21 protein-coding genes and 1 pseudogene are annotated in these 24,941 nt (G+C 67.0%); 9 read left to right on the forward strand and 13 right to left on the reverse strand.

Going from position 1 to position 24,941, the window contains the following annotated elements:
- The 4 genes and pseudogenes from HNP55_RS16845 to eda form a co-directional block, all read left to right on the forward strand.
- Positions 1 to 108, forward strand: a pseudogene (locus HNP55_RS16845) (ABC transporter ATP-binding protein); the annotation flags it as partial.
- Between the two features lie 17 nt (positions 109 to 125).
- The gene (locus HNP55_RS16850; RefSeq protein ID WP_184301927.1) at positions 126 to 845 is read left to right on the forward strand and encodes an ABC transporter ATP-binding protein; all 720 of its coding nucleotides are present in this window, start codon (positions 126 to 128) and stop codon (positions 843 to 845) included.
- A 323-nt stretch (positions 846 to 1,168) separates the two neighbouring features.
- Positions 1,169 to 2,986: a phosphogluconate dehydratase gene (edd, locus tag HNP55_RS16855; RefSeq protein ID WP_184301930.1), complete on the forward strand. Its 1,818-nt coding sequence runs from the start codon at positions 1,169 to 1,171 to the stop codon at positions 2,984 to 2,986.
- A 25-nt stretch (positions 2,987 to 3,011) separates the two neighbouring features.
- Positions 3,012 to 3,650: a bifunctional 4-hydroxy-2-oxoglutarate aldolase/2-dehydro-3-deoxy-phosphogluconate aldolase gene (gene eda / locus HNP55_RS16860; protein WP_184301933.1), complete on the forward strand. Its 639-nt coding sequence runs from the start codon at positions 3,012 to 3,014 to the stop codon at positions 3,648 to 3,650.
- Here the strand turns inward: eda and HNP55_RS16865 are convergent.
- From HNP55_RS16865 to HNP55_RS16885, 5 genes are read right to left on the reverse strand one after another with little or no spacing between them, the layout of a single operon-like run.
- The gene (locus tag HNP55_RS16865) at positions 3,641 to 4,186 is read right to left on the reverse strand and encodes a PaaI family thioesterase (protein ID WP_184301936.1); all 546 of its coding nucleotides are present in this window, start codon (positions 4,184 to 4,186) and stop codon (positions 3,641 to 3,643) included. The two genes, eda and HNP55_RS16865, sit on opposite strands and share 10 nt — an antisense overlap.
- 33 nt (positions 4,187 to 4,219) lie before the next feature.
- Complete coding sequence (locus tag HNP55_RS16870) at positions 4,220 to 4,864, reverse strand: DsbA family oxidoreductase (RefSeq protein ID WP_184301938.1); 645 nt, start codon at positions 4,862 to 4,864, stop codon at positions 4,220 to 4,222.
- A gap of 11 nt (positions 4,865 to 4,875) precedes the next feature.
- Positions 4,876 to 5,865 (reverse strand): succinylglutamate desuccinylase/aspartoacylase family protein, encoded by a 990-nt coding sequence (locus tag HNP55_RS16875; RefSeq protein ID WP_184301940.1) that lies wholly within the window; start codon positions 5,863 to 5,865, stop codon positions 4,876 to 4,878.
- Positions 5,866 to 5,881: 16 nt separating this feature from the next.
- Positions 5,882 to 6,814: a DMT family transporter gene (locus HNP55_RS16880; protein ID WP_184301943.1), complete on the reverse strand. Its 933-nt coding sequence runs from the start codon at positions 6,812 to 6,814 to the stop codon at positions 5,882 to 5,884.
- Positions 6,815 to 6,821: 7 nt separating this feature from the next.
- Positions 6,822 to 7,262 carry a GNAT family N-acetyltransferase gene (locus HNP55_RS16885; protein WP_184301946.1) on the reverse strand — a complete coding sequence of 147 codons (441 nt, stop codon included), beginning with the start codon at positions 7,260 to 7,262 and terminating at the stop codon, positions 6,822 to 6,824.
- A 119-nt stretch (positions 7,263 to 7,381) separates the two neighbouring features.
- Between HNP55_RS16885 and HNP55_RS16890 the strand changes: the two genes are divergently transcribed.
- The 5 genes from HNP55_RS16890 (at position 7,382) to HNP55_RS16910 (ending at position 15,027) form a co-directional block, all read left to right on the forward strand.
- Positions 7,382 to 7,825: a YeeE/YedE family protein gene (locus HNP55_RS16890; protein WP_184301949.1), complete on the forward strand. Its 444-nt coding sequence runs from the start codon at positions 7,382 to 7,384 to the stop codon at positions 7,823 to 7,825.
- Position 7,826: 1 nt separating this feature from the next.
- Positions 7,827 to 8,243 carry a DUF6691 family protein gene (locus HNP55_RS16895; RefSeq protein WP_184301952.1) on the forward strand — a complete coding sequence of 139 codons (417 nt, stop codon included), beginning with the start codon at positions 7,827 to 7,829 and terminating at the stop codon, positions 8,241 to 8,243.
- Positions 8,244 to 8,262: 19 nt separating this feature from the next.
- A complete protein-coding gene (locus HNP55_RS16900) occupies positions 8,263 to 9,357 on the forward strand; it encodes a rhodanese-like domain-containing protein (RefSeq protein ID WP_184301954.1) in 1,095 nt (364 codons plus the stop codon).
- 127 nt (positions 9,358 to 9,484) lie between these two features.
- A complete protein-coding gene (locus tag HNP55_RS16905) occupies positions 9,485 to 10,888 on the forward strand; it encodes a toll/interleukin-1 receptor domain-containing protein (protein WP_184301957.1) in 1,404 nt (467 codons plus the stop codon).
- Complete coding sequence (locus HNP55_RS16910; protein ID WP_184301960.1) at positions 10,885 to 15,027, forward strand: NACHT and WD repeat domain-containing protein; 4,143 nt, start codon at positions 10,885 to 10,887, stop codon at positions 15,025 to 15,027. Before HNP55_RS16905 ends, HNP55_RS16910 begins: the two co-directional genes overlap by 4 nt.
- Here HNP55_RS16910 and HNP55_RS16915 read toward each other — a convergent pair.
- From HNP55_RS16915 to HNP55_RS16950, 8 genes are all read right to left on the reverse strand, one after another.
- Entirely contained in the window at positions 15,021 to 16,523 is a 1,503-nt protein-coding gene (locus tag HNP55_RS16915; RefSeq protein ID WP_184301961.1) for an aldehyde dehydrogenase, read from the reverse strand. The two genes, HNP55_RS16910 and HNP55_RS16915, sit on opposite strands and share 7 nt — an antisense overlap.
- Before the next feature lie 7 nt (positions 16,524 to 16,530).
- Positions 16,531 to 17,928 (reverse strand): DUF3138 family protein, encoded by a 1,398-nt coding sequence (locus HNP55_RS16920; RefSeq protein WP_184301964.1) that lies wholly within the window; start codon positions 17,926 to 17,928, stop codon positions 16,531 to 16,533.
- A gap of 42 nt (positions 17,929 to 17,970) precedes the next feature.
- Positions 17,971 to 18,822, reverse strand: coding sequence for an ABC transporter permease (locus tag HNP55_RS16925; protein ID WP_184301968.1), 852 nt, complete (start codon positions 18,820 to 18,822; stop codon positions 17,971 to 17,973).
- Positions 18,822 to 19,751: an ABC transporter permease subunit gene (locus HNP55_RS16930; protein ID WP_184301970.1), complete on the reverse strand. Its 930-nt coding sequence runs from the start codon at positions 19,749 to 19,751 to the stop codon at positions 18,822 to 18,824. Before HNP55_RS16930 ends, HNP55_RS16925 begins: the two co-directional genes overlap by 1 nt.
- A complete protein-coding gene (locus HNP55_RS16935) occupies positions 19,748 to 20,845 on the reverse strand; it encodes an ABC transporter ATP-binding protein (protein ID WP_184301972.1) in 1,098 nt (365 codons plus the stop codon). Before HNP55_RS16935 ends, HNP55_RS16930 begins: the two co-directional genes overlap by 4 nt.
- 20 nt (positions 20,846 to 20,865) lie before the next feature.
- Positions 20,866 to 21,993: a polyamine ABC transporter substrate-binding protein gene (locus HNP55_RS16940; RefSeq protein WP_184301973.1), complete on the reverse strand. Its 1,128-nt coding sequence runs from the start codon at positions 21,991 to 21,993 to the stop codon at positions 20,866 to 20,868.
- Between the two features lie 112 nt (positions 21,994 to 22,105).
- Positions 22,106 to 23,488 (reverse strand): aspartate aminotransferase family protein, encoded by a 1,383-nt coding sequence (locus HNP55_RS16945; RefSeq protein ID WP_184301975.1) that lies wholly within the window; start codon positions 23,486 to 23,488, stop codon positions 22,106 to 22,108.
- 22 nt (positions 23,489 to 23,510) lie between these two features.
- Positions 23,511 to 24,878: a glutamine synthetase family protein gene (locus HNP55_RS16950; protein ID WP_184301977.1), complete on the reverse strand. Its 1,368-nt coding sequence runs from the start codon at positions 24,876 to 24,878 to the stop codon at positions 23,511 to 23,513.
- Positions 24,879 to 24,941: the final 63 nt, after the last annotated feature.

A 24,941-nucleotide genomic window follows, 5' to 3' on the forward strand; every position in this document is an offset into this window, starting at 1 on the left:
ACGGTGCTGGACTACGGCAAGCAGATCGCCGAGGGCACACCGCAGGAAGTGCAGCGCAACGAGAAGGTCATCGAAGCCTATCTGGGCGCGGGCCACAGCCACCATTAAACGGACAGGACAAAACTATGTCGAACAATATCCTGCTGGAAGTCAAAGGCCTGAAAGTGGCCTACGGCGGCATCCAGGCCGTCAAGGGCGTGAGCTTTGAAGTACGGCAAGGCGAGCTGGTCAGCCTGATCGGCGCCAACGGCGCGGGCAAGACCACCACGCTCAAAGCCGTCACCGGCCTGCAGCCGGTGGCCGACGGCGACATCCTCTTCATGGGCCAATCGCTCAAAGGCCAGGGGGCCTGGGACCTGGTCAAGCAAGGCCTGGTGATGGTGCCCGAGGGGCGCGGCACCTTCACCCGCATGACCATCACCGAGAACCTGCAGATGGGCGCCTACATCCGCAGCGACAAGGCGCAGATCCTGGCCGATATCGACAAGGTCTTCGGCATCTTCCCGCGGCTGAAAGAGCGCAAAGACCAGCTGGCCGGCACCATGAGCGGCGGCGAGCAGCAGATGCTGGCCATGGGGCGGGCGCTGATGGCCCAACCCAAGGTCCTGCTGCTGGACGAGCCCAGCATGGGCCTCTCTCCCATCATGGTGGACAAGATCTTCGAGGTGGTGAACGACATCCACAAACAGGGCGTGACGGTCTTGCTGGTGGAGCAAAACGCCAGCCGCGCGCTGGCGATTGCCAACCGGGGCTATGTGATGGAGTCCGGCCTGATCACGATGACGGGCGAGGGCCAGGCCTTGCTGAATGATCCCAAGGTCAGGGCGGCTTATCTGGGCGAGTGAGAGGGGGAGAACTTTTTACTGCGCGGTCGCCATGCGTCGTTGGGCGGTGCTCGGAATCCTCACGTACAGGGAGTACGTTCCGGCATCCGCAGCTCCGTCCGCCTAGCCTGACGACCGCTCGCGACAAAAGTTCTCACCCTCTGAGTCGGTCCAGGGGAATGAAAAGAAAAGGCAGCCAGAGTGGCTGCCTTTTTGTTTTTCAAGACGGCCCGCTGTAACCGCCTTGTACCTGGATATGCCGGAAACACTGGGGGCGCTTTCCTCTGATCGTGTAATATGGTTACCAGTTTTCAATCGGCCGAGTTACATCGGCAGCTGAGCCCATGAACAAGACCCTTCTTGCCGTTACCGAGCGCATCCGCCAGCGCAGTGCCACCACCCGTGGCCAATATCTGGAGGGCCTGGATCGGTTGGCGGGGCGCAAGCGCGGGGTGGACCGCATGGGTTGCGCCAATGTGGCCCACGCGTTTGCGGCCATGCCCGGCAATGACAAGCTGCGCATCGTGGCCGAGAAGGCGCCGCATCTGGCCATCGTTACGGCCTATAACGATATGTTGTCGGCCCACCAGCCCTACGAGGCCTATCCGGCCCTGATCCGCCAGGAGGCCCATGCCCAGGGTGCCACGGTGCAGGTGGCGGGCGGCGTGCCGGCCATGTGCGACGGCGTCACCCAAGGCCTGCCGGGCATGGAGCTGAGCCTGTTCTCGCGCGACACCATCGCCATGGGCGCGGCCATCGCGCTGAGCCACGATGTGTTCGACGCCGCCCTGTTGCTGGGCATCTGCGACAAGATCGTGCCCGGCCTCTTGATCGGCGCCCTGCATTTCGGCCATCTGCCCTGCGTCTTCGTGCCGGCCGGGCCCATGAGCAGTGGCCTGTCGAATAACGAGAAAGCCAAGGTGCGCGAGCTTTACGCCCAGGGCAAGGTGGGGCGCGAGGAGTTGCTGAAGGCCGAGTCCGCCGCCTACCACGGCGCCGGCACCTGCACCTTCTACGGCACGGCCAATAGCAATCAGATGCTGCTCGAAGCCATGGGTCTGCATGTGCCCGGCGCGGCCTTTGTCCACCCGCATGATCCGCTGCGCGAGGTCTTGACCCGCCAGGCCGTGCGCCAGGCCCTGAGCATCACCCACAAGCAGGCTTACGCCCCCATAGGCCGGGTGGTGGACGAGGCCTGCATCGTCAACGCCATGGTGGCCTTGCTGGCCACCGGCGGCTCCACCAACCATCTGATCCACTGGGTGGCGGTGGCGCGTTCGGCCGGCATCCTGATCGACTGGAGCGATTTCTCCGAGCTCTCGGGCGTTGTGCCCCTGCTGTCGCGCGTCTACCCTAACGGCGCGGCCGATGTGAACCAGTTCCAGGCGGCGGGCGGCCCGGCGTTCGTGATCCGCGAGCTGCTCAAGGTCGGCCTGATGCACGAGCAGGTGCTGACCGTGGCCGGCCCCTCGCTGCAGGCCTTTGGCAAGCTGCCGGTGCTGGAGCAGGGCGGCCGCGTGGCCTGGCAAGACCTGGCCCCCGAGAGCGGCGACGAGAGTGTGGTGCGCACAGCCGAGCAGCCCTTCAGCGCCACCGGCGGCCTCAAGCTGCTGGACGGCAATCTGGGCCGCGCCGTCATCAAGGTTTCGGCCGTGCCCGAGGAGCGCCACATCGTCGAGGCCCCGGCTCGCATTTTCAGCGATCAGGAATCCATGCTGGCCGCCTTCAAGGCCGGCGAGCTGGAGCGCGATGTGATTGTGGTCGTGCGCTTCCAGGGCCCGCAGGCTAACGGCATGCCCGAGCTGCACAAGCTGACCCCGCCGCTGGCCGTGCTGCAAGGCAAGGGCTTCAAGGTCGCCCTGGTGACCGATGGCCGCATGAGCGGCGCCTCGGGCAAGGTGCCGGCCGCCATCCACGTCAGCCCCGAGGCCCTGGCCGGCGGCCCGCTGGGCCGCTTGCGCGATGGCGATGTGGTTCGCCTGGACGCCGTGAGCGGCGAGTTGCAAGCCCTGGTGCCGGCCGAGGAATGGGCGGCCCGCGAGCCGGCCCGGATCACCGAGGCTCAAGCCCTGGAGAACGGCCACGGCCTGGGCCGCGATCTGTTCGCCGGCATGCGACGCAATGTGCGCACGGCGGAAGAAGGCGCGGTCAGCTGGCTGTAAATTCAATTTTCAGAATCAAGACACCATGAGCATCCCCAACACCCTCAGCCTGGCCAGCCACGGCCCAGTCATTCCCGTCATCGTGATCCAGCGTCTGCAAGACGCCGTGCCCCTGGCGCAAGCCCTGGTGGCCGGCGGCGTGCGGGTGCTGGAGGTGACGCTGCGCACCCCGGTGGCTCTGCAAGCCATGGAGGCGATGGCGCGCGCCGTGCCCGAGGCCATCGTCGGCGCCGGCACCCTGCGCACGGTGGCCGATGTGCGGGCCGCCCGCGACGCCGGCTGCCAGTTCGGCGTCAGCCCCGGCTATACCGAGGCTATCGGTGCGGCCTGCCATGAGCAAGGCCTGCCCCTGCTGCCCGGCGTGTCCACCGCCAGCGAAGTGATGCAGGCGAATGCCGCCGGCTATCAATTTCTGAAGCTGTTCCCGGCCGTGGCCGTGGGCGGCATCAATCTGCTCAAGGCCTTGAGCGGGCCCTTCCCGGACGTGGCCTTCTGCCCCACCGGCGGCATCACGTTGGAGACGGCGCCGCAGTTTCTGAAGCTTGCCAATGTCAAGGTCTGCGGCGGTTCCTGGCTGACTCCGCAAGACGCGATCGACGCGGGCGACTGGGCCCGCATCACCCGCCTGGCGGCCGAGGCGGCGGCGCTGCGCGCTCAGGTCTGATCGGGCATCTCAAACACCAGGCAAGTCGTGCTGGCGTGGGCGTACAAGCGCCCGTCATGCCCCAGCAGGCTGGCCTCGGCCGTCGCCACCTGGCGGCCCGAGTGGACGACCTTGCCGATGGCTCGCACCACGGGCACTTTGTCGGTCAAGGCACGCACCAGGTTAACCTTGAATTCCAGCGTCGTGTAGGCCCGGCCCACCGGCATGGTGGTGTGGACGGCGCAGCCCAGGGCCGAGTCCAGCAGCGTGGCGAACCAGCCGCCGTGCACCGTGCCCAGCGGGTTGTAGTGGCGGCGCAGCGGTTTGCCCTGGAACACCGCCTCGCCCTGGGCCACGCTGAGCAGGCAGAAGTCCAGGGTCTCGGCAATCGGCGGGGGCGGCAGTTCGCCGGCCAGCATGGCCTGCATCACGGCCAGTCCGCTGCGGCCCTGAACCTGTTCGCGGGTGGCCAGGCCCGTCTGGGGTTGGACGCGTGCGCGCACCGCGGCTTCTTCGGCCAACCACTGGGCCAGCACTTGATCGTCAGACGCTTTCATCGGAGCTTTCCCTTGGAGAGGAGAGAATAAGGCTTAGAGGCTGGATTCTTCTGCGATCTGGCGCAGGGCCTGCACAAACACCTCGGGCGGCTGACCGCCCTGGATCAGGTGCTTGTCGTTGATGATGATGGCCGGCACCGAGTGGATGCCCTGGGCCTGCCAGAAGGCCTCGGCCTGGCGCACCTCTTGCGCGTAGCGCTCGCTGGCCAGGATGGCGCGTACCTCGTCGGCGTCCAGGCCTTGGGCCTCGGCCACGCTTTGCAGCAGGGCGTGCGAGCCGGGGTTCTGGCCCTCGGTGAAATAGGCCTTCAACAGGGCTAACTTCAGTTTCAGCTGGGTATCGCCGCCCAGCTCGCCCGCCCAGTGCAAGAGGCGGTGCGCATCAAAAGTGTTGTAGATGCGGTCGCGCGCGCCCTTGGTGAAGGTGAAGCCCAAGGCCTCGCCGCGCTGGCGTATGGCCTCGCGGGTCTGCTCCAGCTGGGCCGGGCCGGCGCCGTATTTGCGCGCCAGGTGGGCGTTGATCTCCTCGCCCTCGGGCGGCATCTGCGGGTTCAGCTCAAAGGGCTGGAAGTGCAGCTCCGCCGCCAGCTCAGGTGCCTGGGCCAGGGCTTGTTGCAGGGATTTGAGCCCGATGGCGCACCAGGGGCAGGAGACGTCGGAGACGAAATCGATTTTCATGGGCACCGACTCTAGCCCAGGCTGCGATCGCTTGCCCGCGCCAGGTAAAACCACTCCTGGCCGGGCAGGGCCTTGTTATTGGGGAAGACGATGCGGCCGCTGGAAGGGGCCAGCACCGGCCGGCCATCAAAGCGCGTGCCTATGCGCTGGCCCAGTTCTACCGCGTCGAAGCTGGCCCATTCGCGCTCAAACTGATCGTCGGCATGCTCGCGGTCTATCACCTCGTAGAGCTGCAGGACCTCGGCGGGCGTGGCCGGCTGATGCAATTCCACCGCCTCGGGCGCCACCATGCCCAGCTGGACCAGGCTGCGCAGAATCGCCAGCCTGGCCACTTCGGGGGCCTTGGGGTCCTGGTGCTGGCCGCATTCCAGCGTCAGGCCCCAGCCGCCTTGCGAGCGCATGTACTCGGTCGTGCCCACGCCGTAATGCGGGTCCTGTACCAGGGCGCCGGCGCGGCTGCCGTCGGCGCCCTTGGCCGCGCGTCGCTGCAGGCCCAGCTCGTAGGTGGAGAGCCAGCCCTCGACGACACGGTTCACACCCAGGCAGGCGGCCAGCGCGGACTCCTTGTCCGCATGGGCAAAAGGCTCCAGCTCGCCCTGGTTGTCGCGCGGGCCCAGCATCGCAAAGGCCTGGCCATGGCCCTGGAAGGAGTGCAGGTCCAGCAAGACCTCGTGCGCCGCCAGCAGGGGGCAGAGCTGGCGGGCGATGCGGTCCTCAAAATCCTGCGGCACGACGGGCGGGCGCAGATTGCGGTTCAGATTGCGCTCGCCCTCGCGGCGCTGCAGCCTGTGGGCCAGCGGGTTGACGATGGGGACGAAGGTCAGCGTGCCACGCAGCAGCGCCAGCGTGCCGGCATCCAGCTGGGCCATCACGGCCTGGATGGCGGCCACGCCGCAGACCTCGTTGCCATGGACGGCGGCGGTGACCAGCAGCTTGGGGCCGGGCTGCAGGCCGGCGAATTGATGGATGCGGAGATGGCGGGGTTGGGGAAGGTGATTCATGGTGTGGGATGTTAGGTCAAGCGCGGGCCTTGGCCGGCCAGGTGGCCAGCACCACGCCGCCCAGGGCCAGGGCATAGGCCATCAACTGGCTCGCGCTGGGCCGCTCGCCCAGGCACCAGCCCACCAGGCCGGTGGCGACGGGCAGAAAGACCATGAAGACCCCCGCCTTGGCGGCGGGCACCTGGCGCAGGCCCGTCATCCATAGCCACACCGTCACCACGCTGGCGGCGGCCGCGTAAAACAGCAGCAGGCCCCAGAGGCCGGGCGTGGGCGCCGCGAAATCAAAGCTCAGCGCCTGCCACAGCCCCAGCGGCGTCACCAGGGCCAGGCCCCAGAGATTGATCAGGGCGCTGATGCGCTTGGGCGAGACCTGGGCCGTGAGCTTTTTGCCGATGACCACATAAGCCGCCTCGCAGAACACGGCGGCAATCAGCAGCAGGGCGCCCAGCCAGCTGGTGGCTTGTTGGCCGGCCGCGGCCTGGCCGCGCTCCAGCGCCACCAGGGCGATGCCGGCCACGCCCAGGCCTATGCCTATCAGCACCCGGCGGCTGATGGCTTCGCCCAGCAAGAGTCGGCTCAGCAAGGCCACGGCCGCGGGAATGGCGGCCATGATGACGCCGGCGGCCATGGCCGAGGCCTGCTTGAGCCCGAACAGCAGGCAGATGGAGAAGAGGAAGTTGCCGATGAAGGACTCCCAGAACAAGAGCCGACGCGTGCGCGCATCCAGCGGCGGCTCGGTCGGCCCCCGCTTGAGCCAGGGCAGCATCAGCAGCGCCGCGATGCCGAAGCGCATCCAGGCCAGCAGAAAGACCGGGAAGCTCAGCACCAGCAGCTTGCTCAAGCCCACATAACTGCCCACCAGGCTGGTGCTCAGGGCCAGGCAGGCCAGGGCGGCCCAGGGGAGGTGGGGGGCGGATGGGTTGCCGGCAGGGCTGTGGGTTCGCGTCATGCAGCCATCATGCCTCGGTGGCCGGGTTGGCCGACTTTTGCACTGGCAGGGCCATGCCGACCGAGCGTGGCGCTGTCTCTTTGAAACCGTATTGGGTATACAGCTCCTTGGCCTGGCCATCGGCGATCAGGCTGACGTAGCCGCTGGGCGGCACGGCCTCCCGCAGATAGCTCATGATCTCGGCCATGATGCGTTTGCCCAGGCCTTGGCCTTGATGGGCGGGTAGCACGGCGATGTCCACCACCTGAAAGAAGCAGCCGCCGTCACCGATGACACGGCCCATGCCCACGGGCGTTTCGCCTTGAAGTATCTGCACCGAGAACAAGCTATTGGGCAAGCCCATTGCCGCTGCTTCATGGCTTTTGGGGCTGAGCCCGGCTTGCTGGCGCAGAGCTTGGTAGGTGGCAATGTCCGGGGTCTGGTGGATGCTGCGGTAGGCGGAGTTCATGCTGTGGAATTTTGGGGTTTGGGTTTTTGGGCCAGGCTGGGCGACGAATTTTGCGTCAACCCCAAGGCTAAACTTGAACGAGCATTTTTTGCTTCTGGTCCTTTCTTCTCAAACATTTCATGACGATTGCCTGGCATCTTTTCACCCCCTGGAGCGCCCTCATCGGCGGCGCCCTGATCGGCCTGGCCGCAGCGCTCTATCTGCTGGGCAATGGCCGCATCGCCGGCATCTCGGGCATTTTGTTCAGCCCCCTGCGTGCGCTTGCGCAGCGCCAGTCTCTGCGGCCCGAATGGATACGCATCGCCTTTCTGTTCGGCCTGCTGGCCGCACCTTGGGCCTGGCAGGCCTTCGCAGCCTTGCCCGCGGCGCGGGCGGTGGCGGGGCCCGGCTTGTTGATCGCGGCGGGCCTGCTGGTCGGCGTCGGCGTGCGCATGGCCAATGGCTGCACCAGCGGGCATGGGGTCTGCGGCTTGGCCCGCTTGTCCTTGCGTTCGCTGCTCAATGTGGGGGTGTTCATGGGCGCGGGTTTTGTCAGCGTGGCCCTGCTGCGCTGGGTGGCTTGAAATGGCTTTGTTGCTGGCGGCCCTGAGCGGCCTGATCTTCGGCCTGGGCCTTTTGCTCAGCGGTATGACGAACCCGGCCAAGGTGCAGGGTTTTCTGGACCTGGGCGGCGCCTGGGACCCCAGCCTGGGCTTGGTGATGGTGGGGGCCATCGCGGTGGCCGCCGTGGCTTTTGCAAGAGCACGCGGCCGCTCCCGCGCTTGGACGGGCGTGGCCATGGAGATCCCGCAGCGCAAGACCCTAGACAAAGGCCTGATCGTGGGCGGCCTGCTCTTCGGCACCGGCTGGGGCCTGGCCGGCTTTTGCCCGGGCCCGGCCCTGGTGGCCTTGAGCAGCGGCATGGTCGAGGCCTGGATCTTTGTACCGGCCATGTTGCTGGGCATGTTTTTGCCTGATGGGCTGTTCAAGCCCCGCCCTTGATTGACAGGAGTTCTTCCCCATGACCTCAGCGCTTGTTTTTCGCCAGCTCTTCGACGCTACCTCCTCCACCTACACCTATCTGCTGGGCGACGGGGCGAGCAGCGAGGCGCTGCTGATCGACCCGGTGTTCGAGCACGAGCGCCGCGATCTGGCCCTGCTGCGCGAGCTGGGCCTGCGCCTGGTCGCCACGCTGGACACCCATGTGCATGCCGACCACGTCACCGGCGCCTGGTTGCTCAAGCAGCGCTGTGGCAGCGAGATTCTCTTGTCCGAGGCCGCCGGTGCGGCCCATTGCGACCGCTTGCTCAGGCATGGCGAGCGTGTTGCCTTCGGTTCACGTTATTTGGAGGTCAGGGCCACGCCCGGCCACACCAATGGCTGCCTGAGCTTTGTGCTGGACGACCTGAGCCGCGCCTTCACCGGCGACTGCCTGCTGATACGCGGCTGCGGCCGCACCGACTTCCAGCAAGGCAGCCCCGGCTTGCTGTACCGCTCGGTGCATGAGCAGATCCTCAGCCTGCCGGACGACTGCCTGCTCTACCCCGGCCACGACTACCGCGGCCTGACGGTGAGCAGCGTTGCCGAGGAGCGGCGCTACAACCCACGCCTGGGCGGCGATATCGACGCGGCCGACTTTGCCGGCTATATGCAGCATCTGGGCCTGCCCCATCCCAAGCTGATGGACATCGCCGTGCCGGCCAATCTGCGCTGCGGCCGACCGGAAGGCGATGCCGGTGAGGCGATGGCCGACCAGCAATGGGCGGCGCTGACTTACAGCTTCAGCGGCATCTGGGAGATCACGCCGCATGCGCTGGAGGAGGGTCTGGCCGGTGCTGCGGCCATCCAGCTGATCGATGTGCGCGAGCCGCAGGAGTTCGTCGATGTGCTGGGCCATATCCCTGGCGCGAGCCTGCTGCCGCTGTCGCAGCTGGCGGCCCGCATGGACGAGCTGGATGCGCGGCGCCCCGTGGTGGCCGTGTGCCGCTCGGGCGCCCGTTCGGCCCAGGCGACCGTGCTGCTGCAGAAGTCCGGCTTCAGCCAGGTCGCCAATCTGAACGGCGGCATGCTGCGCTGGCGGGCCGAGGCGCTGGCGGTGGAGGGCGGGGGGGACTGATCGAGGATCGTCCCCAAGCCGGAGGACGGCGCCCGAGACGGTGTGGCTTGCACGCCCGCCCCGCCTTGCCAAGCCGCAGGCAAGGGCGATACTCGCCCCTGGAGACGCTGGCTTCAGGGGTGGGCCCATGAGTTTTCTGCCGCAGTACCAGAACGATCTGTTTGTCAGTTATCGACGTGCCGCGAATGATTCGCCGGACCGCTGGGTCGATAGCTTTTGCAGCCATCTGCGCTCCGAGCTGCGCGACCGGGTCGGCGATGTGGCGATCTGGCGCGATACCGCCGAGCTGCGCGCCGGCGAGACCTGGCGTCAGGAGATCGCCGATGCCCTGGAGTCCACCGGTATTTTTCTGGCCCTGATCTCGCGCACCTATTTCGACAGCGACGAGTGCCGCAAGGAGCTGGACCGTTTTTTGGGCCGGCTGAAAGCGGTGGGCGGGCGGGATAACTGCAAGCTCGTGCCGATCTACAAACACCCCAGCCGCAGCCAGGACGAGTTGCCGGCCGAGCTGCGCGAGATCGGCCACCACGAGTTCTTCATCCAGGAGGCCGATAGCTGGCGCGAGCTGGACCCCAAGCGCGACTCCGACGACTACTGGGAACGCATGAGCCGCATGGTGCAGGACCTGACCGTGGCGCTGGAGGAGCTGCTGGGCCGCCAGCAGCGCCGGGCCCTGGGCCGGGTGTTTGTGGCCAGGGTGGGGCCCGAGCTCTCGCAGGCCCGCGAACGCCTGCGCAGCGATCTGCGCCAGCGCGGCTATCTGGTCCTGCCCGAAAAGGAATATCTGTGGAATGCCGATGATTGCCAGCAGCGCATCACGGCCGATCTGGACCAGGCCTTGCTGGCCGTGCATCTGGTGGCGCGCGGCGAGTCGGTGGAGCCGCTGACGGCCCAGCGCGACCGCCAGCAGCTGGAGCTGGCGCATGCGCGCATGCGGGCCCGGGGTGTCAGCCCGCCCCTGGTCTGGATACAGCCCGCCAGCAGCACCGCGCCCGACAAGCAAGCCTTGGTGGACTTTATCGAGCAGGAGCTGGCCAACGAGGGGGCGGACTATCTGCAAGGCAGCCTGGAAGAGCTCAAGACGCAGCTGCTGGACATGCTGCCCAAGCCGCAGCAGCCGGCGCCGCTCAAGCCCCTGGATATGGCCGTGCTGGTGGAGGCCGGCGATCTGCCGGCCTTGGCCGCGCTGAAAAGCCGGCTGGTCGATAGTCTGGGCGTGGAGCCCCGGCCCATCAAGTTCAGCGGCAGCAGCGCGCAAGACGCGGCCCGCCTGCAGCGCACGCTGCAAGCCTGCCCGCAAGCCCTGATCTTCTGGGGGAGTCAGCCCGAGGAATGGGTTTACGACCTGCTCGATCTGCCCGAGCTGGCCGGGCATCTGGGCAAGGACTCGCTGGGCGTCTACATCGCGGGCGCGGCCAGCGAGGAGAAGGCCGGTTTCCTCAGCGCCAAGGCCTCGGTGCTGCGCGAAGGGCCCCAAGCCTCCGAGCTGCAGGGCTTTGTGCAAAGCGGCCGTCGCCGGGCTGAGGCATGAGCCCGGCAGCGGAAGAGGCGCTGCAGCGCCTGCTGGCGGCCAACCCCTTTCCCGGCCTGCGCAGCTTTGAGCCGGCCGAGGCCGACCGCTTTTTTGGCCGCGAGGGTCAGATCCAGGCCTTGCTGGAGCGCCTGGCCCAGTGGCCTCTGGTGGCGGTCTCGGGGGCCTCGGGCTGCGGTAAATCCTCCCTGGTCAAGGCCGGCTTGTTGAACGAGCTGCGGCGCCGCCATCTGGAGGAGGACGAGGCCGAGTGGCTGGCCGTGCTGATGCGGCCGGGCATACAGCCGATTGCCGCCCTGGCCGCGGCCCTGCTGCCGGTGCTGGAACCCGCGCCTGAGCCTGACCCGGCCGCCGCTGCCGCGGATTTGAGCCCGGCCGAGCGCCGCCTGGCCTCGCTCCACGGTCAGCTGCGCCTGGGCGGCATGGCCTTGGTGGAGCTGGTGCGGCGGGCCAATCTGCCGCCGGGCTTGCGGGTGCTGGTGGTGGTCGACCAGTTCGAGGAGATCTTCCGCTTCAAGCGCATGGCCGATGCCGACGAGGCCAGCGCCTTCGTCAAGCTCTTGCTGCAGGCGGTAGAGGACGCCGGCTCGCGCATCCGTGTGGTGCTGACCCTGCGCTCCGACACCTTGGGCGGCTGTGCCGACTTCCCCGGCCTGGCCGAGGCCGTCAGTGCGGGCGGCTATCTGGTGCCGCGCCTGAACCGCCAGCAGCGCAAGGACGCCATCATCAAGCCGGTGGCTCTGCGTGGCGCCGAGATCGCGCCCCGCCTGGTGCAGCGCCTGCTGAGCGATGTCAGCTCGGACTTCGACGATCTGCCGGTGATGCAGCACGCGCTGTCGCGCAGCTGGCAGCACTGGGCACGCGATTGCGGGGGCAGCCGCCCCATCGATCTGCAGGATTACGAGGCCGTGGGCGGGGCGCTGGATGCGCTGTCCCGCCATGCCGACGAGGCGCTGGATTCGCTGGGCGTGCTGGGCGAGCCGGGCGGGGCGGTGGAGCGGGTGTTCCGTGCCCTGACCGAGCGCATGGCCGAGGGGGTCGAGGTGCGCCGGCCTATCGAGTTAGCCCAGCTGTGCGCCATCTGCGCCGACCCCGGGCCGGCACCGGCCCGCGGCCGCCTGCTGCGCAAGGCCGCCGCGCCGCTGATCGGCGAGGCCGAGGTGCTGGCGGTGCTGGAGCGTTACCGCCGCAGCGACACGGCTTTTTTGCTGCCCGCCCCCGGCCAGGCCTTGCAGGCCAGCTCGGTGATCGATATCTCGCATGAGAGCCTGATCCGTCAATGGACGCGCTTGCGCGGCTGGGTGCTGGCCGAGGCCGAGGCCAAGGCCGCCTTGCTGCGCCTGGTGGCCGATGCCCGCGCCCAGCAGGCGGCGGCGGGCGAACTCTGGCGCGGCCGCAGCCTGGAGCGTGCGCGTGACTGGCAGCAGCGCAAGCGGCCCAACCCGGCCTGGGTGCGCCTTTGCACCGGGGGCAGCGAGGCGCAGGCGGAGCAGGACTTCCAACTGGTCAAGGCCTTTCTGGACCAGAGCGCCGAGGCCCAGGACAAGGAGCAGGGCCGGCGCCGGGCCATGCTGTGGAGCTTGCGCGGCCTGGGCCTGCTGGTGACGGTGGTGTCGCTGGGGGCCGCGCTCAACGGCATGAGCCAGCACGAGCGGGCCTTGTCGCGCGAGTGGGGGGCCAAGGCCTTGCTGCAGATCGCCCGCGACCCCGCGCGCAGCGCCGCCCTGGCGCTGGCGGCGGTGAACAAGGACGAGGCCAATGAGCGCGGCGAGTTCGCGCTGCGCCGCGCCATGGCGGCGCTGGAGCTGAGCTCGGCGGAGCGCATCCTCAACTTCCCTGAGCCTTTGCTGGAGGCGCGCTACAGCCCCGACCAACGCCGCCTGCTGGTGGCGGGCGAGCACAGCCTGTGGGTGTTCGAGGACGAACGCTTGACCGCCGGCCCACCCGCCGCAGGCGAGGGCAGCCGGCCCGAGGATTTGCAGGTTCTGCACGTCAAGCTGCCGGAGCGCCTGGGCAAGCTCAGCCGGGCCTGGCTGCTGGACGATGGCCGCATGCTCGTGATCAACGAGCGCGGCGAGGTGGTCTTGCTGGACGCCCAGGGGGCCGTGCAAAGCCTGGCGCTGTGTGCCGCCGGCTCGGTGGCCTGGGGCGTGGCCCTGCACCCCCTGCAGCCCGAGTTGGCGCTGAGCTGTGTCGATGCCTGGGGTGCCGGCAGCCTGTCGCGCTGGCAGCTGGGTGAGGCTGGGGGCGAGGCCGGGGCGGCGCCGCGCCAGATCCGCCTGCTGTCGGACAGCGCGGCGCCGGTGACGGCCCTGGCCTACACGCCGGACGGGCAGTACCTGGCCTCGGGCGATAGCGCCGGCCGGCTGGCGGTGTGGCGGGGCGGGCAGGCTGCGGGTGCGGCCTGGATAGAGGGCCGGGCGAACAGGCGCTTCGGCCATGCGGCGGCCATCAACGAGCTGGTCTTCAGCCCCAGCCAGCCCGGCCTGCTGGCCAGCGCGGGTGACGATGGCTTTGCCCGCGTCTGGCATCTGGACCTGGCGGCCGGCCGGCTGGCGACGGGGGCGGACGGCGAACATCAGATGCACCATGACCGCAGCGTCAGCAAACTGCGCTTTCTGGACCGGGCGGATGACAAGAATCTGCTGCTCACCGTCTCGGACTGGCGCGTCAATCTCTGGAGCCATGAGCAGCGCCACGAGGAGCGCCGGCACGATGATTGGGTCAATGCCCTCGATGTCTCCCGCCTGGACGGCGAGCTGCTGGTGGCGGCCAGCCAAGACGGCACGGCGCGGGTCTGGTCCAGCCGCTCCACCGTGGCCCTGGCCCAGCTGCGCGGCCACACCAATCTGATCTCCCGCGTCTTGCTGAACGAGCGCGCGGGCCAGCGCCGCGTCATTACCAGCAGCCTGGACGGCAGCCTGCGGGTCTGGCGCCTGCAGCTGCCGCATCTGCTGCTGGCCAGCAAGCGGCCCCAGCTCTCCTTCGCCCTGGCGCCAGCGGGCATGAAGGACTGGGGCCAGGACCGGCTGATCATGCTGTGTGGCGAGGCCGGCAGCGAGGCCGGCAGCGATAGCGCGGCCTGTGCCTTCAGCGCCCTGTCGCGCCGGGTCGGCGAAGGCCTGGATGAGGGCGTGGCCTCCGAACATTTCGCCATCAAGCGTTCGGCGCGCCAGCAGGCGGCCCAGGCCCGGGCCGAGACCGGCAATATCAGCCACAGCACCGATACCGCCAGCTTCTCGGCCGACGGCATGTTGGCCATGGTGTTCTCGCGCCGCTACAACATCTATTCCGAGCGCCAGCTCTGGAGCTTTTCCCTGGAGGGCGACGGGCTGAGCCGGCTGGCGCCGGCCTGGATGCAGGGCAGCCAGATGGCCTTGTTCGACCCCAAACAGGCCCAGCTGGCCCTGCAGGACAAGGAGGGTGGGGTGAAGTTCTGGCCTGTTAGCGCCCTGGCTGCCAGCGCGCCGCCGGGCCAGCCCTTGCTGGCCTTCAAATGCGGGGACGCCAGCTGCCTGGGCCTGGCCCTGAGCGCCGACGGACGCTGGATCGCCACGGCCGAGGGCGGCGTGGCGCGCCTGTGGGACCGCCGCCAGGGCGGGCGCGAGCTGGCGCGGCTAGATGGGCACCAGGGCGATCTGCGCGACATCGCTTTCAGCCCCGACAGCCAAATGCTGGTGACGGCCAGCGCCGACAGCACGGCCAGGGTCTGGGAGCTGGCCCCTCTGCTCAAGCAGGGGCCGGCCGCGGCGCCGCTGCAAGAGCTGCCCTCGCGCCAGCTGGGCGGCGGCCACAGCAGCTCGCTCAGCTCGGCCGCCTTCAGCCCCGACAGCCACTGGGTGGTGACCGCCGGGGCGGATGGCAGCATCCGCGTCTGGGACAGCCTCAACGGCCAGGAAAAGGCCGCCCTGCTGGGCCGCCATCGCGGCAAGGTCAACCAGGCCGCTTTCCACCCCGATGGCCGCAGCATCATCTCGGTCGGCGACGATGGCACGGCCCTGGTCAGCCCCTGCGAGGCCTGTGTGCTGCCCCTGGCCGAACTCAAGGCCAGGGCGGCCCGGCAGCTGCAGCTGAGCGAGGACGACAAAGCCTGGCTGGAGGAGATGAAGGCTGCGCCTTCACGCCGCCAGGCTTACTGATTGATGCGCAGCCAGGTGGTCTTCAACTCGGTGTACTTGTCAAAGGCATGCAGGGACTTGTCGCGCCCGTTGCCGCTTTGCTTGTAGCCGCCGAAGGGCACGGTCATATCGTCCTCGTCGTACTGGTTGACGTGGACCGTGCCGGCGCGCAGGGCGCGGGCCACGCGGTGGGCGCGGTCGATATGGCTGCTCCAGACGCTGGCCTGCAGGCCGTAGGGGCTGGCATTGGCCATCGCCACGGCCTCGGCCTCGTCCTTGAAGCGCAGCACACTCATCACCGGGCCGAAGATTTCCTCGCGGGCGATCTTCATCGCCGGGGCCACGCCCTCGAACACCGTCGGTTCGACGAAGAAGCCGCCGCTCTCGCTGCGCGTCTGTTTGCCGCCGACCCGGGCACGGGCGCCCTCAAGCAGGCCAGCCTCGATATAGCTCATCACCGTGCGCAGCTGGCCCTCGTCCACCAGGGCACCCATCACGGTTCTGGGGTCCAGCGGGTCGCCGGCCTGGTATTTGGGCGCCTCGGCCGCGACCAAACTCACAAACTCATCGGCAATGCTCTCATGCACCAGCACGCGGGAGGGCGCGTTGCAGCTCTCGCCTTGATTGAAGAACATGCTGCCGGCCACCGTGGCGGCGGCGCGGGGCAGGTCGTCGAAATCGGGGAAGACCAGAAAGGCCGATTTGCCGCCCAGCTCGTTGTAGACCCGCTTCAAGTTGCTGCGGCCGGCGTACTCCAGCATCTTGCGGCCGACCCGGGTGCTGCCGGTGAAGCCGATGGCGTCCACATCCAGATGCAGGGCCAGGGCCTCGCCGGCTTCGTGGCCAAAGCCGGGCACGACGTTGAAGACGCCCTCGGGCAGGCCCGCCTCCAGGGCCAGCTCGGCCAGGCGCAGCGCGGTCAGCGGAGACTTTTCGCTAGGTTTCAGAACCACCGAATTGCCGGCGGCCAGGGCCGGGCCCAGCTTCCAGGCCGACATGATCATCGGGTAGTTCCAGGGCACGATGGCGCCGATCACGCCCATGGGCTCGCGCTGGATCAGGGCCAGGGCATTGGGGCCGGTGGGGGCGATCTCGTCGTAGATCTTGTCCACCGCCTCGGCATACCAGGCGATGCAGCGGGCCGCCGCCGGCACGTCCACGCTCAGCGAGTACTGGATGGGCTTGCCCATGTCCAGGGTCTCCAGCAGGGCCAGTTCCTCCTTGGCCGCCAGGATCTTGTCGGCGAATTTGAGCAGCACTTTTTTGCGTGCCGCCGGTGGGCGCGCCGCCCAGCGGCCGTCGTCAAAGGCGCTGCGCGCGGCTTGCACGGCGCGGTCGATATCGCCGGCCTGGCCGCGCGCGATCTGGCCCAGATTGCGACCGTCTATGGGCGAGATGCAGTCGAATGTGAGGCCGTCGACGCTGCTCACTCTTTGGCCGCCGATGAAGGGGCGGCCGTCCAGGGCCAGCGCTGCGGCGCGGGCGTGCCAGTCGATGGCGGGGGATTTTGAGTTCATAGGATTTTTAGAAACTGACGACGACGGAGGTGCCCAGCAGATGGTTGGTCTTGGTGTAGCCGCCGCTGCTGACGTCGAAAAACACCGGCAGGTCGGCCTGGTCCAGGCGGTACTCGGCCTTGATGGTGGTATTGCTATTGAACAGATAGTTCAGCCCCAAGGCCAGGGCCCAGCGCTTGGCGCCGCGGGCGCAGTCGGCGCTGTAGCCGGCGCCGCAGTTCAGCGCCGGGTCGGGGCCCAGGCCGTTGCGGCCATCGGCGCTGGAGTAGCCCAAGAGGCCGCCGCCGTTCTTGTGGTTGTCGATATAGTCGGCGCGGGCCACGGCCTCCCAGCGCGGGATGAATTTATAGGCCAGCAGGCCCGAGATCCCCCACCACTGGGCGTCTTGCAGGCTGCCGTCCTCGGCGGTGCTGATGGCGGCATTCTTCTGACGGCCAAAGCCGATCTGGCCCTGGGCCGTGAAGTCGCCGCGGATGAAGTAGCCGTCCACCTCGAACAGGTCCAGATGCGAGTTGGGCTGGTTGATCACATTGCCATTGCCGTCCAGCACATTGCCCGTGAAATTGGCCACCTTGCCATGCACGCCGGCGAAGCCGAAGCCGTTGAACTCGCCCTTGGCATAGTCCACCCGGTAGGCCAGCATGGGCGAGCGCGAGCCCTGTGGCGTGCGGGTGCTGTTCATATTGCCCAGCACGGCCTTCATCTGCCACTTGCCGCGGGTGATGTCGAAGCCGGCCGCCGTGTAGGCGCTGGGTTCGGTGAAGTCCAAGAGCAGGCCACGGGTGACCAGCTTGGTGGTGGTGGGCTGCACGTACTCATAGCCCGACCAGTCGGGGATCTGGCCGGCGATGAAGCGGGTCTGCAGATCGCCCAGGGGGATGCTGACCGAGGCCTCATGGACGAGGGAGAAGCCACCGCTGTCCGAGATGCTGCCGGCGCCGCGGTTGGGCATCAGGGTCAGGCGCCATTTCGTGCCGCCGTCCATCTCCTTCTGGAAGTCCAGGCTGGCCACGCCCATATAGCCGTTGTCGTAGTTGTAGCCGTCGTCGGAGACGCGGTTCAGGAACTGCACGCCGGCGCGGTTCTGGGCCTTGTTGTAGATGAAGCTGGGGTCGGCATAGCCGCTGATCTTGAGCTGCTTCAAACCCTGGAACTCGACGGCATCTTCCAGCGCCTCGGTCTTGACGGCGATGCGGTTGAAGTCCTGCACCTGCTGCTGGCTCATGCCCCATTGCGGCGTGGCGGCGGGTTTGGCCTCGGCGGCCTTGAGTTTTTCTTCCAGCTGGGTGACGCGGTCGCGCAGGGCGCGCAGCTCTTTGAGCAGTTCTTCATTGCTTTGGGCCAGGACCGGGGGGCCGTAAGCCAGGGCCAGGGCCAGGGGGAGGGCAGCGAGGGCGTTCTTCATCTGTCGTTTCTCCACGTTAGGTTTCTGTGCTTGCAAGCCGTCTCAACTCTTTTGGGCCTCCAGCATCTCCCGCAGGCGCTGGCGTTCTCTGTGGGCGATCCACCAGCTGGCGGCGATCACGCCGATGGACACGATGACGATGATGACCGTGGCCACCGCATTGATGCTGGGGCTGACCCCCAGGCGGGCGCGCGAGAAGATCACCAGGGGCAGGGTGGTGGAGCCCGGGCCGCTTAAGAAAGCCGACAGCACCACATCGTCCAGCGAGAGCGTGAAGGTCAGCAGCCAGGCCGAGAGCATGGACTGCGCAATCATCGGCAGGGTCACCAGGCGGAACACCTGCCAGGGCTTGGCGCCCAGGTCCATGGCGGCTTCTTCCAGCTGCGGGTTGAGCTCGCTCAGCCGGGCCTGGATCATCACCGTGGCATAGGCCATGCCCAGCAGCAGATGGCCCAGCCAGATGGTCATGGCGCCGCGTTCCGGGAAGCCCAGGGCCCGCTGCATGGACACCAGCATCAGCAGCAGGGACAGGCCGATGATGACCTCGGGCATCACCAGCGGCGCATTGACCATGCCGGTGAACAGGGTGCGGCCCTTGAAACGCTTGTACTTGACCAGGGCGAAGGCGGCAAAGCAGCCCAGCAGCACCGAGGCGCAGGCGGTCATGAAGGCGATCTCCAGCGACAGCCGCAGGCCGCTCAGCACCTCGCGGTCCTCCATCAGCGCGCCATACCATTTGAGGGTGAAGCCGCCCCAGACCGCCGGGATCTTGGAGTCGTTGAAGGAGTAAAGAATCAGGGCAAGAATGGGCAGATAGAGGAAGGCAAAGCCCAGGCCCAGCCAGGTCCGCCCCACCGCTTGCGCCGTCTTGGGGCCGAAGATTGCGCGCTTCATCAAACGCCCTCCCGGCTCTCGGCCTGGTATTTGCTGAACAAGGCCAGGGGCACGAGGATCAGCAAGACCATCACCACGGCCACGCTGGAGGCCATGGGCCAGTCGTTATTGCTGAAGAACTCGTCCCACAGCACGCGGCCAATCATCAAGGTCTGCGGGCCGCCCAGCAGTTCGGGGATGACGAACTCGCCGACGCAGGGGATGAAGACCAGCATGGAGCCGGCGATGATGCCGGCCTTGGACAGCGGCACGGTGATGCGCCAGAAGGCCGTCCAGGGCGTGGCGCCCAGATCGCTGGCGGCCTCCAGCAGGCGCAGATCCATCTTGGACAGATTGGCGTAGAGCGGCAGGATCATGAAGGGCAGATAGGTGTAGACCATGCCCACCACCAGGGAGAAGGGTGTGTGCAGCAGATTGCCCAGGGCCGGGATCAGGCCAGCGGCCAGCAGCAGCCGGTCCAGGCCCAGGGCCTCGATGGCGTTGGCCACCCAGCCATGCTCGCCCAGCAAGCCCTTCCAGGCATAGACGCGCAGCAGAAAGCTGGTCCAGAAGGGCAGCATCACCAGCATCAGCAGGGCCGGCTGCAGCGTGAGGCGGGCGCGCGCCATGAAGTAGGCGAAGGGGTAGCCGATCAGCAGGCAGCCCAGGGTGGTGATGGCTGCGTACTTCAGGCTGGCCAGATAGGCCAGCACATAGAGATCGTCCTGGGTGATGAAGAGGTAGTTGCTGGTCTTGATGGCGATGCGGAGCACGCCGTCGGCATAACTGATCAGATCCTTGAAGTGCACCGTCTCCATCTCGGAGACGCTGATCTTCAGCACGATCAGAAAAGGCAGGGCGAAGAAGAGCAGCAGCCAGGCATAGGGCAGGGCGATGACGGCCGTGCGCCCGCGCGCCAGCCAGGCTGTGAAGCGTCGCAGTGCCTTCATTGCGTCAGCACCACTTGGGCCGTGGGCGACCAGGAGGCCCAGACCTCCTGGCCCCAGCTCAGCGGGTCATTGCGGTAGCGGGCCAGATTGCTCTCGCTGACCTTGATGACCTGGCCGCTGGGCAGTTGCAGGTGGTAGACGGTGAAGGCGCCGAAATAGGCCAGATCGCGCACCTTGCCCTGGACCTGATTGAATTCGCCCTCGGGCTTTTCACAAGTCAGCCGGATTTTTTCGGGCCGCAAGGCCACGGCCACGGCCATGCCTTCCACGCCGGTGATGCCATGGCCCACATAATGCTGGCAGTCGGCGCATTGGATGACGACGTGGTCGGGCTGGTCGACGCTGAGCGAGCCCTCCATCATGTTCACATTGCCGATGAAGTCGGCCACAAAGCGACTGGCCGGGGTCTCGTAAATGTCCACCGGCGCACCGATCTGCAGGATGCGGCCCTCGCTCATCACGGCGATGCGGCTGGCCATGGTCATGGCCTCCTCCTGGTCATGGGTCACCATCACACAGGTCACGCCCACGTCCTCGATGATGCCCACCAGCTCCAGCTGGGTTTCCTCGCGCAGCTTTTTGTCCAAGGCGCCCAGGGGCTCGTCCAGCAGCAGCAGCTGGGGTTTCTTGGCCAGGCTGCGCGCCAGGGCCACGCGCTGCTGTTGGCCGCCGGAGAGCTGGTGGGGCTTGCGCTTGGCGAACTTGCCCAGCTGCACCAGCTTGAGCATGGCCTCGACCCGGGCGGCGATCTCGTCCTTGGCCATGCCGTCGCGGCGCAGGCCGAAGGCGATGTTGTCCCACACCGTCAGGTGCGGGAATAGCGCATAGCTCTGGAACATCATATTGATGGGCCGCTCATACGGCGCCAGGCCCGCCAGGTCCTGACCGTTCAGGATGATGCGGCCGCTGCTGGGCGTCTCGAAGCCGCCCAGCATGCGCAGCAAGGTGGTCTTGCCGCAGCCCGAGCTGCCCAGCAGGGCGAAGATCTCGCCCTTGGCGATGTCGATGGAGACGTGGTTGACGGCGATGGAGCCGCCGCCAAAGTCCTTCACCACATTCTCGATGCGCAGATAGGCGGGGGCTGCTGTGCTCATCAATGATCCCTTGTCAAGGCTCACAGGCCGGTCTTGAAGGAGGTGTACATGCGCGTCATCTGGCGACGGATGTCGTTATTGATGGCGTCGGGTGCGGCCATGCGCTTCATATCGGCGTCGCTGAGGAAGACGCTGGGGTTGTTGACCACCTCGGGCTTGACGAATTTGCGCGACTCCTTGTTGGGGTTGGCGTAGAAGACCTTGTTGGTCAGGCTGGCGTGGACCTCGGGGCGCAGGATGTAGTTGATGAATTTATAGGCATTGCCGGGGTGGGCGGCGTCGGCCGGGATCACCATGGTGTCCATAAAGATGATGCCGCCGGTCTTGGGGATCAGGGCCTCGATTTTCTGGCCCGTCTTGCCGTCGATGGCGCGCTGGCGGGCGATATTGATGTCGCCCGACCAACCCAGGGCCAGGCAGATCGAGCCATTGGCCATGTCGTTGATATAGCCCGAGGAGCTGAACAGGGTCACATGCGGGCGTATGGGCTTGAGCAGGGCCGGCACGCCCGCATAGTCGCCCAGGCTCTTGCTATAGGCCGGCTTGCCGAGGTAGTGCAGGGCGGCCGGGATGACTTCGGTGGCCGAGTCCAGAAAGCTGACGCCGCAGCTCTTCAGCTTGGAGATGTACTCGGGCTTGAAGATCAGGTCCCAGGCGTTGTCGGGCATGGGCAGGCTGCCTAGGGCGGCTTTGACCTTGTCCACATTGATGCCCACGGTGGTGAAGCCCCACAGCCAGTTCACCATGTACTCATTGCCCGGATCCAGCTTGGCCAACTGGGTCTGCAGATCGGGATCGAGGTTTTTGTAATTGGGGATTTGCGATTTGTCGATCTTGCGCAGCAGGCCGCCATCGGCCTGCAGCTTGGCCCAGTAGCTGGAGGGCACGACGATGTCATAGCCCGTCTTGCCCGCCACCAGCTTGGCGTGGACGATTTCGTTATTGTCGAAATTGTCGTAGCGGACCTTGATGCCGGTTTCTTTCTCGAAGTTCTTGATCGTGTCGTCGGAGATGTAGTCCGACCAGTTGTAGACGTTCAGGACCTTCTCTTCTTCCTGCGCGCGGGCGCTGCCGCAAGCCAAGGCAGAGGCGGCGAGGGTCACGAGCGCGAATCGGGCCAGGCTGCGGCGCAAGGGAGTCGTGGGCATGGTCAAGTCTCCTGTAGCTATTGGGGGCAAAAGAGGGGGAGGCCGGGTTGGGCAGCGGGCCAGTCTAGGATGAGGGGAGTTGGGCCCCCATCCGACCAAACCCCTAGCCCTGTCAAAGCTGGCCCAGCTCCTTGAGCTGGGCCAGAGTGAGGTCCAGGCAGCGTTTGATCAAGGCCATCATTTCGTCGATCTGGGCGCGCGTCATCACCAGCGGCGGGGCGACGATCATGCGGTCACCCACGGCCCGCATGATCAGGCCGTTAGCGAAGCAATGGGCCCGGCACATCATGCCCACTTCCAGTGCGCCGTCGAAGCATTGGCGTGCGGCCTTGTCCTTCACCAGTTGCACGGCGGCCATCATTCCGCAGCTCTGGGTCTCGCCCACCAGGGGGTGCTCGTTCAGCTCGGCAAAGCGCTGGGCCAGATAAGGCCCCAAGTCCTCGCGCACCTTGCGCACCACGTCCTGCTCGCGCAGCAGCTTGATATTGGCCAGGGCCACGGCGCAGGCCGTGGGGTGGCCGGAGTAGGTGAAGCCGTGGTTGAACTCGCCGCCTTGCTCGATCAGCACCTTGGCCACGCGCTCGCCCACCATCACCCCGCCCAGCGGGATGTAGCCGGAGCTGACGCCCTTGGCGAAGGTCATCAGATCGGGTTTGCTGCCCAGGGTCTCGCAGCCGAACCAGTTGCCGGTGCGGCCAAAGCCGCAGATCACCTCGTCGCTGACCAGCAGAACACCGTACTTGTCGCAGATGCGCTGGATCTCGGGCCAGTAGGTCGAGGGCGGCACGATCACCCCGCCCGCGCCCTGCACCGGCTCGCCGATGAAGGCGGCCACCCGCTCGGGGCCCAGGGCCAGGATCTTGTCCTCCAGCCAGCGCGCGGCCGTGATGCCGAATTCCTCGCGGCTTTGCGTGCCGCCCAGTTCGAACCAGTGCGGCTGCTCGATATGGCTGATGTTTGGAATCGGCAGGCCGCCCTGGGCATGCATGCCGCTCATGCCGCCCAGCGAGGCGCCGGCCATGGTGGAGCCGTGGTAGCCGTTGTTGCGGCCGATGATGATTTGCCGCGCCGGCTGGCCCAGCACGTCCCAGTAGCGCCGCACCATGCGCACCACGGTGTCATTGCCCTCGGAGCCCGAGCTGGTGAAGAAGACATGCTGGAACTGCGGCGGCGAGATCTCGGCCAGCACCTCGGCCAGCTCGATGGCCGGCGGGGTAGCGGTCTGGAAGAAGGCGTTGTAGAAGGGCAGCTCCTGCATCTGCCGGGTGGCCGCATCGATCAGGCTTTGCTGACCATAGCCCACATTGACGCACCACAGGCCGCTCATGGCGTCGAGGATTTTGTGGCCCTCGCTGTCCCAGAGGTAGATGTTCTCGGCCCGCTCGATGATGCGGGCGCCCTTTTTGGCCAGGCCTTTGAAGTCGGTGAAGGGGTGGAGGAAATGCCGGCTGTCGGCGCTCTGCCATTCGGCGGTGGAACGGGTGGCGGTTGTCATGGGAATCTCCGGTTAGTATTTTTTAGACATGCAGCAGCAGGTGCTCGCGTTCCCAGGGTGAGATCACCTTCATGAACTCGGCGTACTCGATCTCCTTGATCTCGGTGTACACGCTCACGAAAGACTCGCCCAGCACGGCCGCCAGTTCCTTTTCCTCGCGCAGCAGGGTCAGCGCCTCGCCCAGGCTGCGGGGCAGCTGGAAGTCGCCCAGATAGGCGTCGCCCTTGCACTCGGGCGTGGGCTCGATCTGGTTCTTGATGCCGAGGTAGCCGCAGGCCAGGGTGGCGGCCAGGGCCACATAGGGGTTGGCATCGGCGCCGATGACGCGGTTCTCGATGCGGCGGGCATTGGGCTCGGCCAGGGGCGAGCGTATGCCCACGGTGCGGTTGTCCGTGCCCCACTGGATATTGATGGGCGCGGCCGTGTGGCGGGCCAGGCGGCGGTAGCTGTTCACATAGGGCGCGAACAAGGCCATGGCGGCGGGGATGTATTTCTGCAGGCCGCCGATATACCAGAAGAACTCCTTGGAGGGCGAGCCATCGGTATTGCTGAAGAGGTTGCGGCCGGTCTTCTGATTGACCACGCTCTGGTGCACATGCATGGCGCTGCCGGGCTCACCGGCGATGGGCTTGGCCATGAAGGTGGCGAACATATCGTGGCGCAGCGCCGCCTCGCGCACCGTGCGCTTGAAGAAGAAGACTTCGTCCGCCAGCCCCAGGGGCGCGGCGTGGAAGAAGTTGATCTCCATCTGGCCCGCGCCGACCTCGTGGATCAAGGTGTCCACGTTCAGCTCCATCTTTTCGCAGTACTCGTAGACGTCCTCGAACAGCGGGTCGAACTCGTTGACGGCGTCGATGGAATAGGCCTGGCGCGAGGTCTCGGCCCGGCCCGAGCGGCCCACCGGCGGCTTCAGCGGCATATCGGGGTCGGAGTTGCGCGCCACCAGATAGAACTCCAGCTCCGGCGCCACCACGGGCGACCAGCCCTCGGCCTCGAACAGGCCGCAGACCCGGCGCAGCACCGAGCGCGGCGCAAACGGCACCAGCTCGCCATCGCGGTCAAAGCAGTCGTGGATGATTTGCGCCGTGGGGTCGACGGCCCAGGGCACGAGGCGGGCCGTCGTCGGGTCGGCGCGCAGATGCATATCGCGGTCATTCGGGCTGATGACGTCGTAGTACGGGCCCTCCTCGGGGAACTCGCCCGTCACGCCCATGGCCACCACGGCCTCGGGCAGGCGCATGCCGCGGTCTTCGGTGAATTTCTGCCGGGGCAGGATCTTGCCGCGGGCGACGCCGGTCAAGTCGGGGACCAGGCATTCGATCTCGGTGACGCGCTGTGCTTGCAGCCAGCTCTCCAGCTCGCTGAAGGTGAAATTGTTTCTATCGACCATGAGTGACCTTTGTTCGTTGCAGACGGGCCGGGCGAGGGCGGATGCCTCGGCGCGCAGCCCCCA

It is taken from the genome of Roseateles oligotrophus (genome assembly GCF_014204525.1).
Lineage (GTDB): Bacteria > Pseudomonadota > Gammaproteobacteria > Burkholderiales > Burkholderiaceae_C > Paucibacter_A > Paucibacter_A oligotrophus_A.

Excerpts from the sequence above, each read along its gene's own strand:
- HNP55_RS16900 (WP_184301954.1), top strand. The coding sequence starts at position 8,263 with ATGACCTCAGCGCTTGTTTTTCGCCAGCTCTTCGACGCTACCTCCTCC.
- HNP55_RS16880 (WP_184301943.1), bottom strand. The coding sequence starts at position 6,814 with ATGACGCGAACCCACAGCCCTGCCGGCAACCCATCCGCCCCCCACCTC.
- HNP55_RS16940 (WP_184301973.1), bottom strand. The coding sequence starts at position 21,993 with ATGCCCACGACTCCCTTGCGCCGCAGCCTGGCCCGATTCGCGCTCGTG.
- HNP55_RS16875 (WP_184301940.1), bottom strand. The coding sequence starts at position 5,865 with ATGAATCACCTTCCCCAACCCCGCCATCTCCGCATCCATCAATTCGCC.
- HNP55_RS16950 (WP_184301977.1), bottom strand. The coding sequence starts at position 24,878 with ATGGTCGATAGAAACAATTTCACCTTCAGCGAGCTGGAGAGCTGGCTG.
- HNP55_RS16850 (WP_184301927.1), top strand. The coding sequence starts at position 126 with ATGTCGAACAATATCCTGCTGGAAGTCAAAGGCCTGAAAGTGGCCTAC.
- HNP55_RS16870 (WP_184301938.1), bottom strand. The coding sequence starts at position 4,864 with ATGAAAATCGATTTCGTCTCCGACGTCTCCTGCCCCTGGTGCGCCATC.
- HNP55_RS16935 (WP_184301972.1), bottom strand. The coding sequence starts at position 20,845 with ATGAGCACAGCAGCCCCCGCCTATCTGCGCATCGAGAATGTGGTGAAG.
- HNP55_RS16885 (WP_184301946.1), bottom strand. The coding sequence starts at position 7,262 with ATGAACTCCGCCTACCGCAGCATCCACCAGACCCCGGACATTGCCACC.
- HNP55_RS16925 (WP_184301968.1), bottom strand. The coding sequence starts at position 18,822 with ATGAAGCGCGCAATCTTCGGCCCCAAGACGGCGCAAGCGGTGGGGCGG.
- HNP55_RS16890 (WP_184301949.1), top strand. The coding sequence starts at position 7,382 with ATGACGATTGCCTGGCATCTTTTCACCCCCTGGAGCGCCCTCATCGGC.
- HNP55_RS16920 (WP_184301964.1), bottom strand. The coding sequence starts at position 17,928 with ATGAAGAACGCCCTCGCTGCCCTCCCCCTGGCCCTGGCCCTGGCTTAC.
- HNP55_RS16945 (WP_184301975.1), bottom strand. The coding sequence starts at position 23,488 with ATGACAACCGCCACCCGTTCCACCGCCGAATGGCAGAGCGCCGACAGC.
- edd (WP_184301930.1), top strand. The coding sequence starts at position 1,169 with ATGAACAAGACCCTTCTTGCCGTTACCGAGCGCATCCGCCAGCGCAGT.
- HNP55_RS16905 (WP_184301957.1), top strand. The coding sequence starts at position 9,485 with ATGAGTTTTCTGCCGCAGTACCAGAACGATCTGTTTGTCAGTTATCGA.
- HNP55_RS16910 (WP_184301960.1), top strand. The coding sequence starts at position 10,885 with ATGAGCCCGGCAGCGGAAGAGGCGCTGCAGCGCCTGCTGGCGGCCAAC.
- HNP55_RS16865 (WP_184301936.1), bottom strand. The coding sequence starts at position 4,186 with ATGAAAGCGTCTGACGATCAAGTGCTGGCCCAGTGGTTGGCCGAAGAA.
- eda (WP_184301933.1), top strand. The coding sequence starts at position 3,012 with ATGAGCATCCCCAACACCCTCAGCCTGGCCAGCCACGGCCCAGTCATT.
- HNP55_RS16915 (WP_184301961.1), bottom strand. The coding sequence starts at position 16,523 with ATGAACTCAAAATCCCCCGCCATCGACTGGCACGCCCGCGCCGCAGCG.
- HNP55_RS16895 (WP_184301952.1), top strand. The coding sequence starts at position 7,827 with ATGGCTTTGTTGCTGGCGGCCCTGAGCGGCCTGATCTTCGGCCTGGGC.
- HNP55_RS16930 (WP_184301970.1), bottom strand. The coding sequence starts at position 19,751 with ATGAAGGCACTGCGACGCTTCACAGCCTGGCTGGCGCGCGGGCGCACG.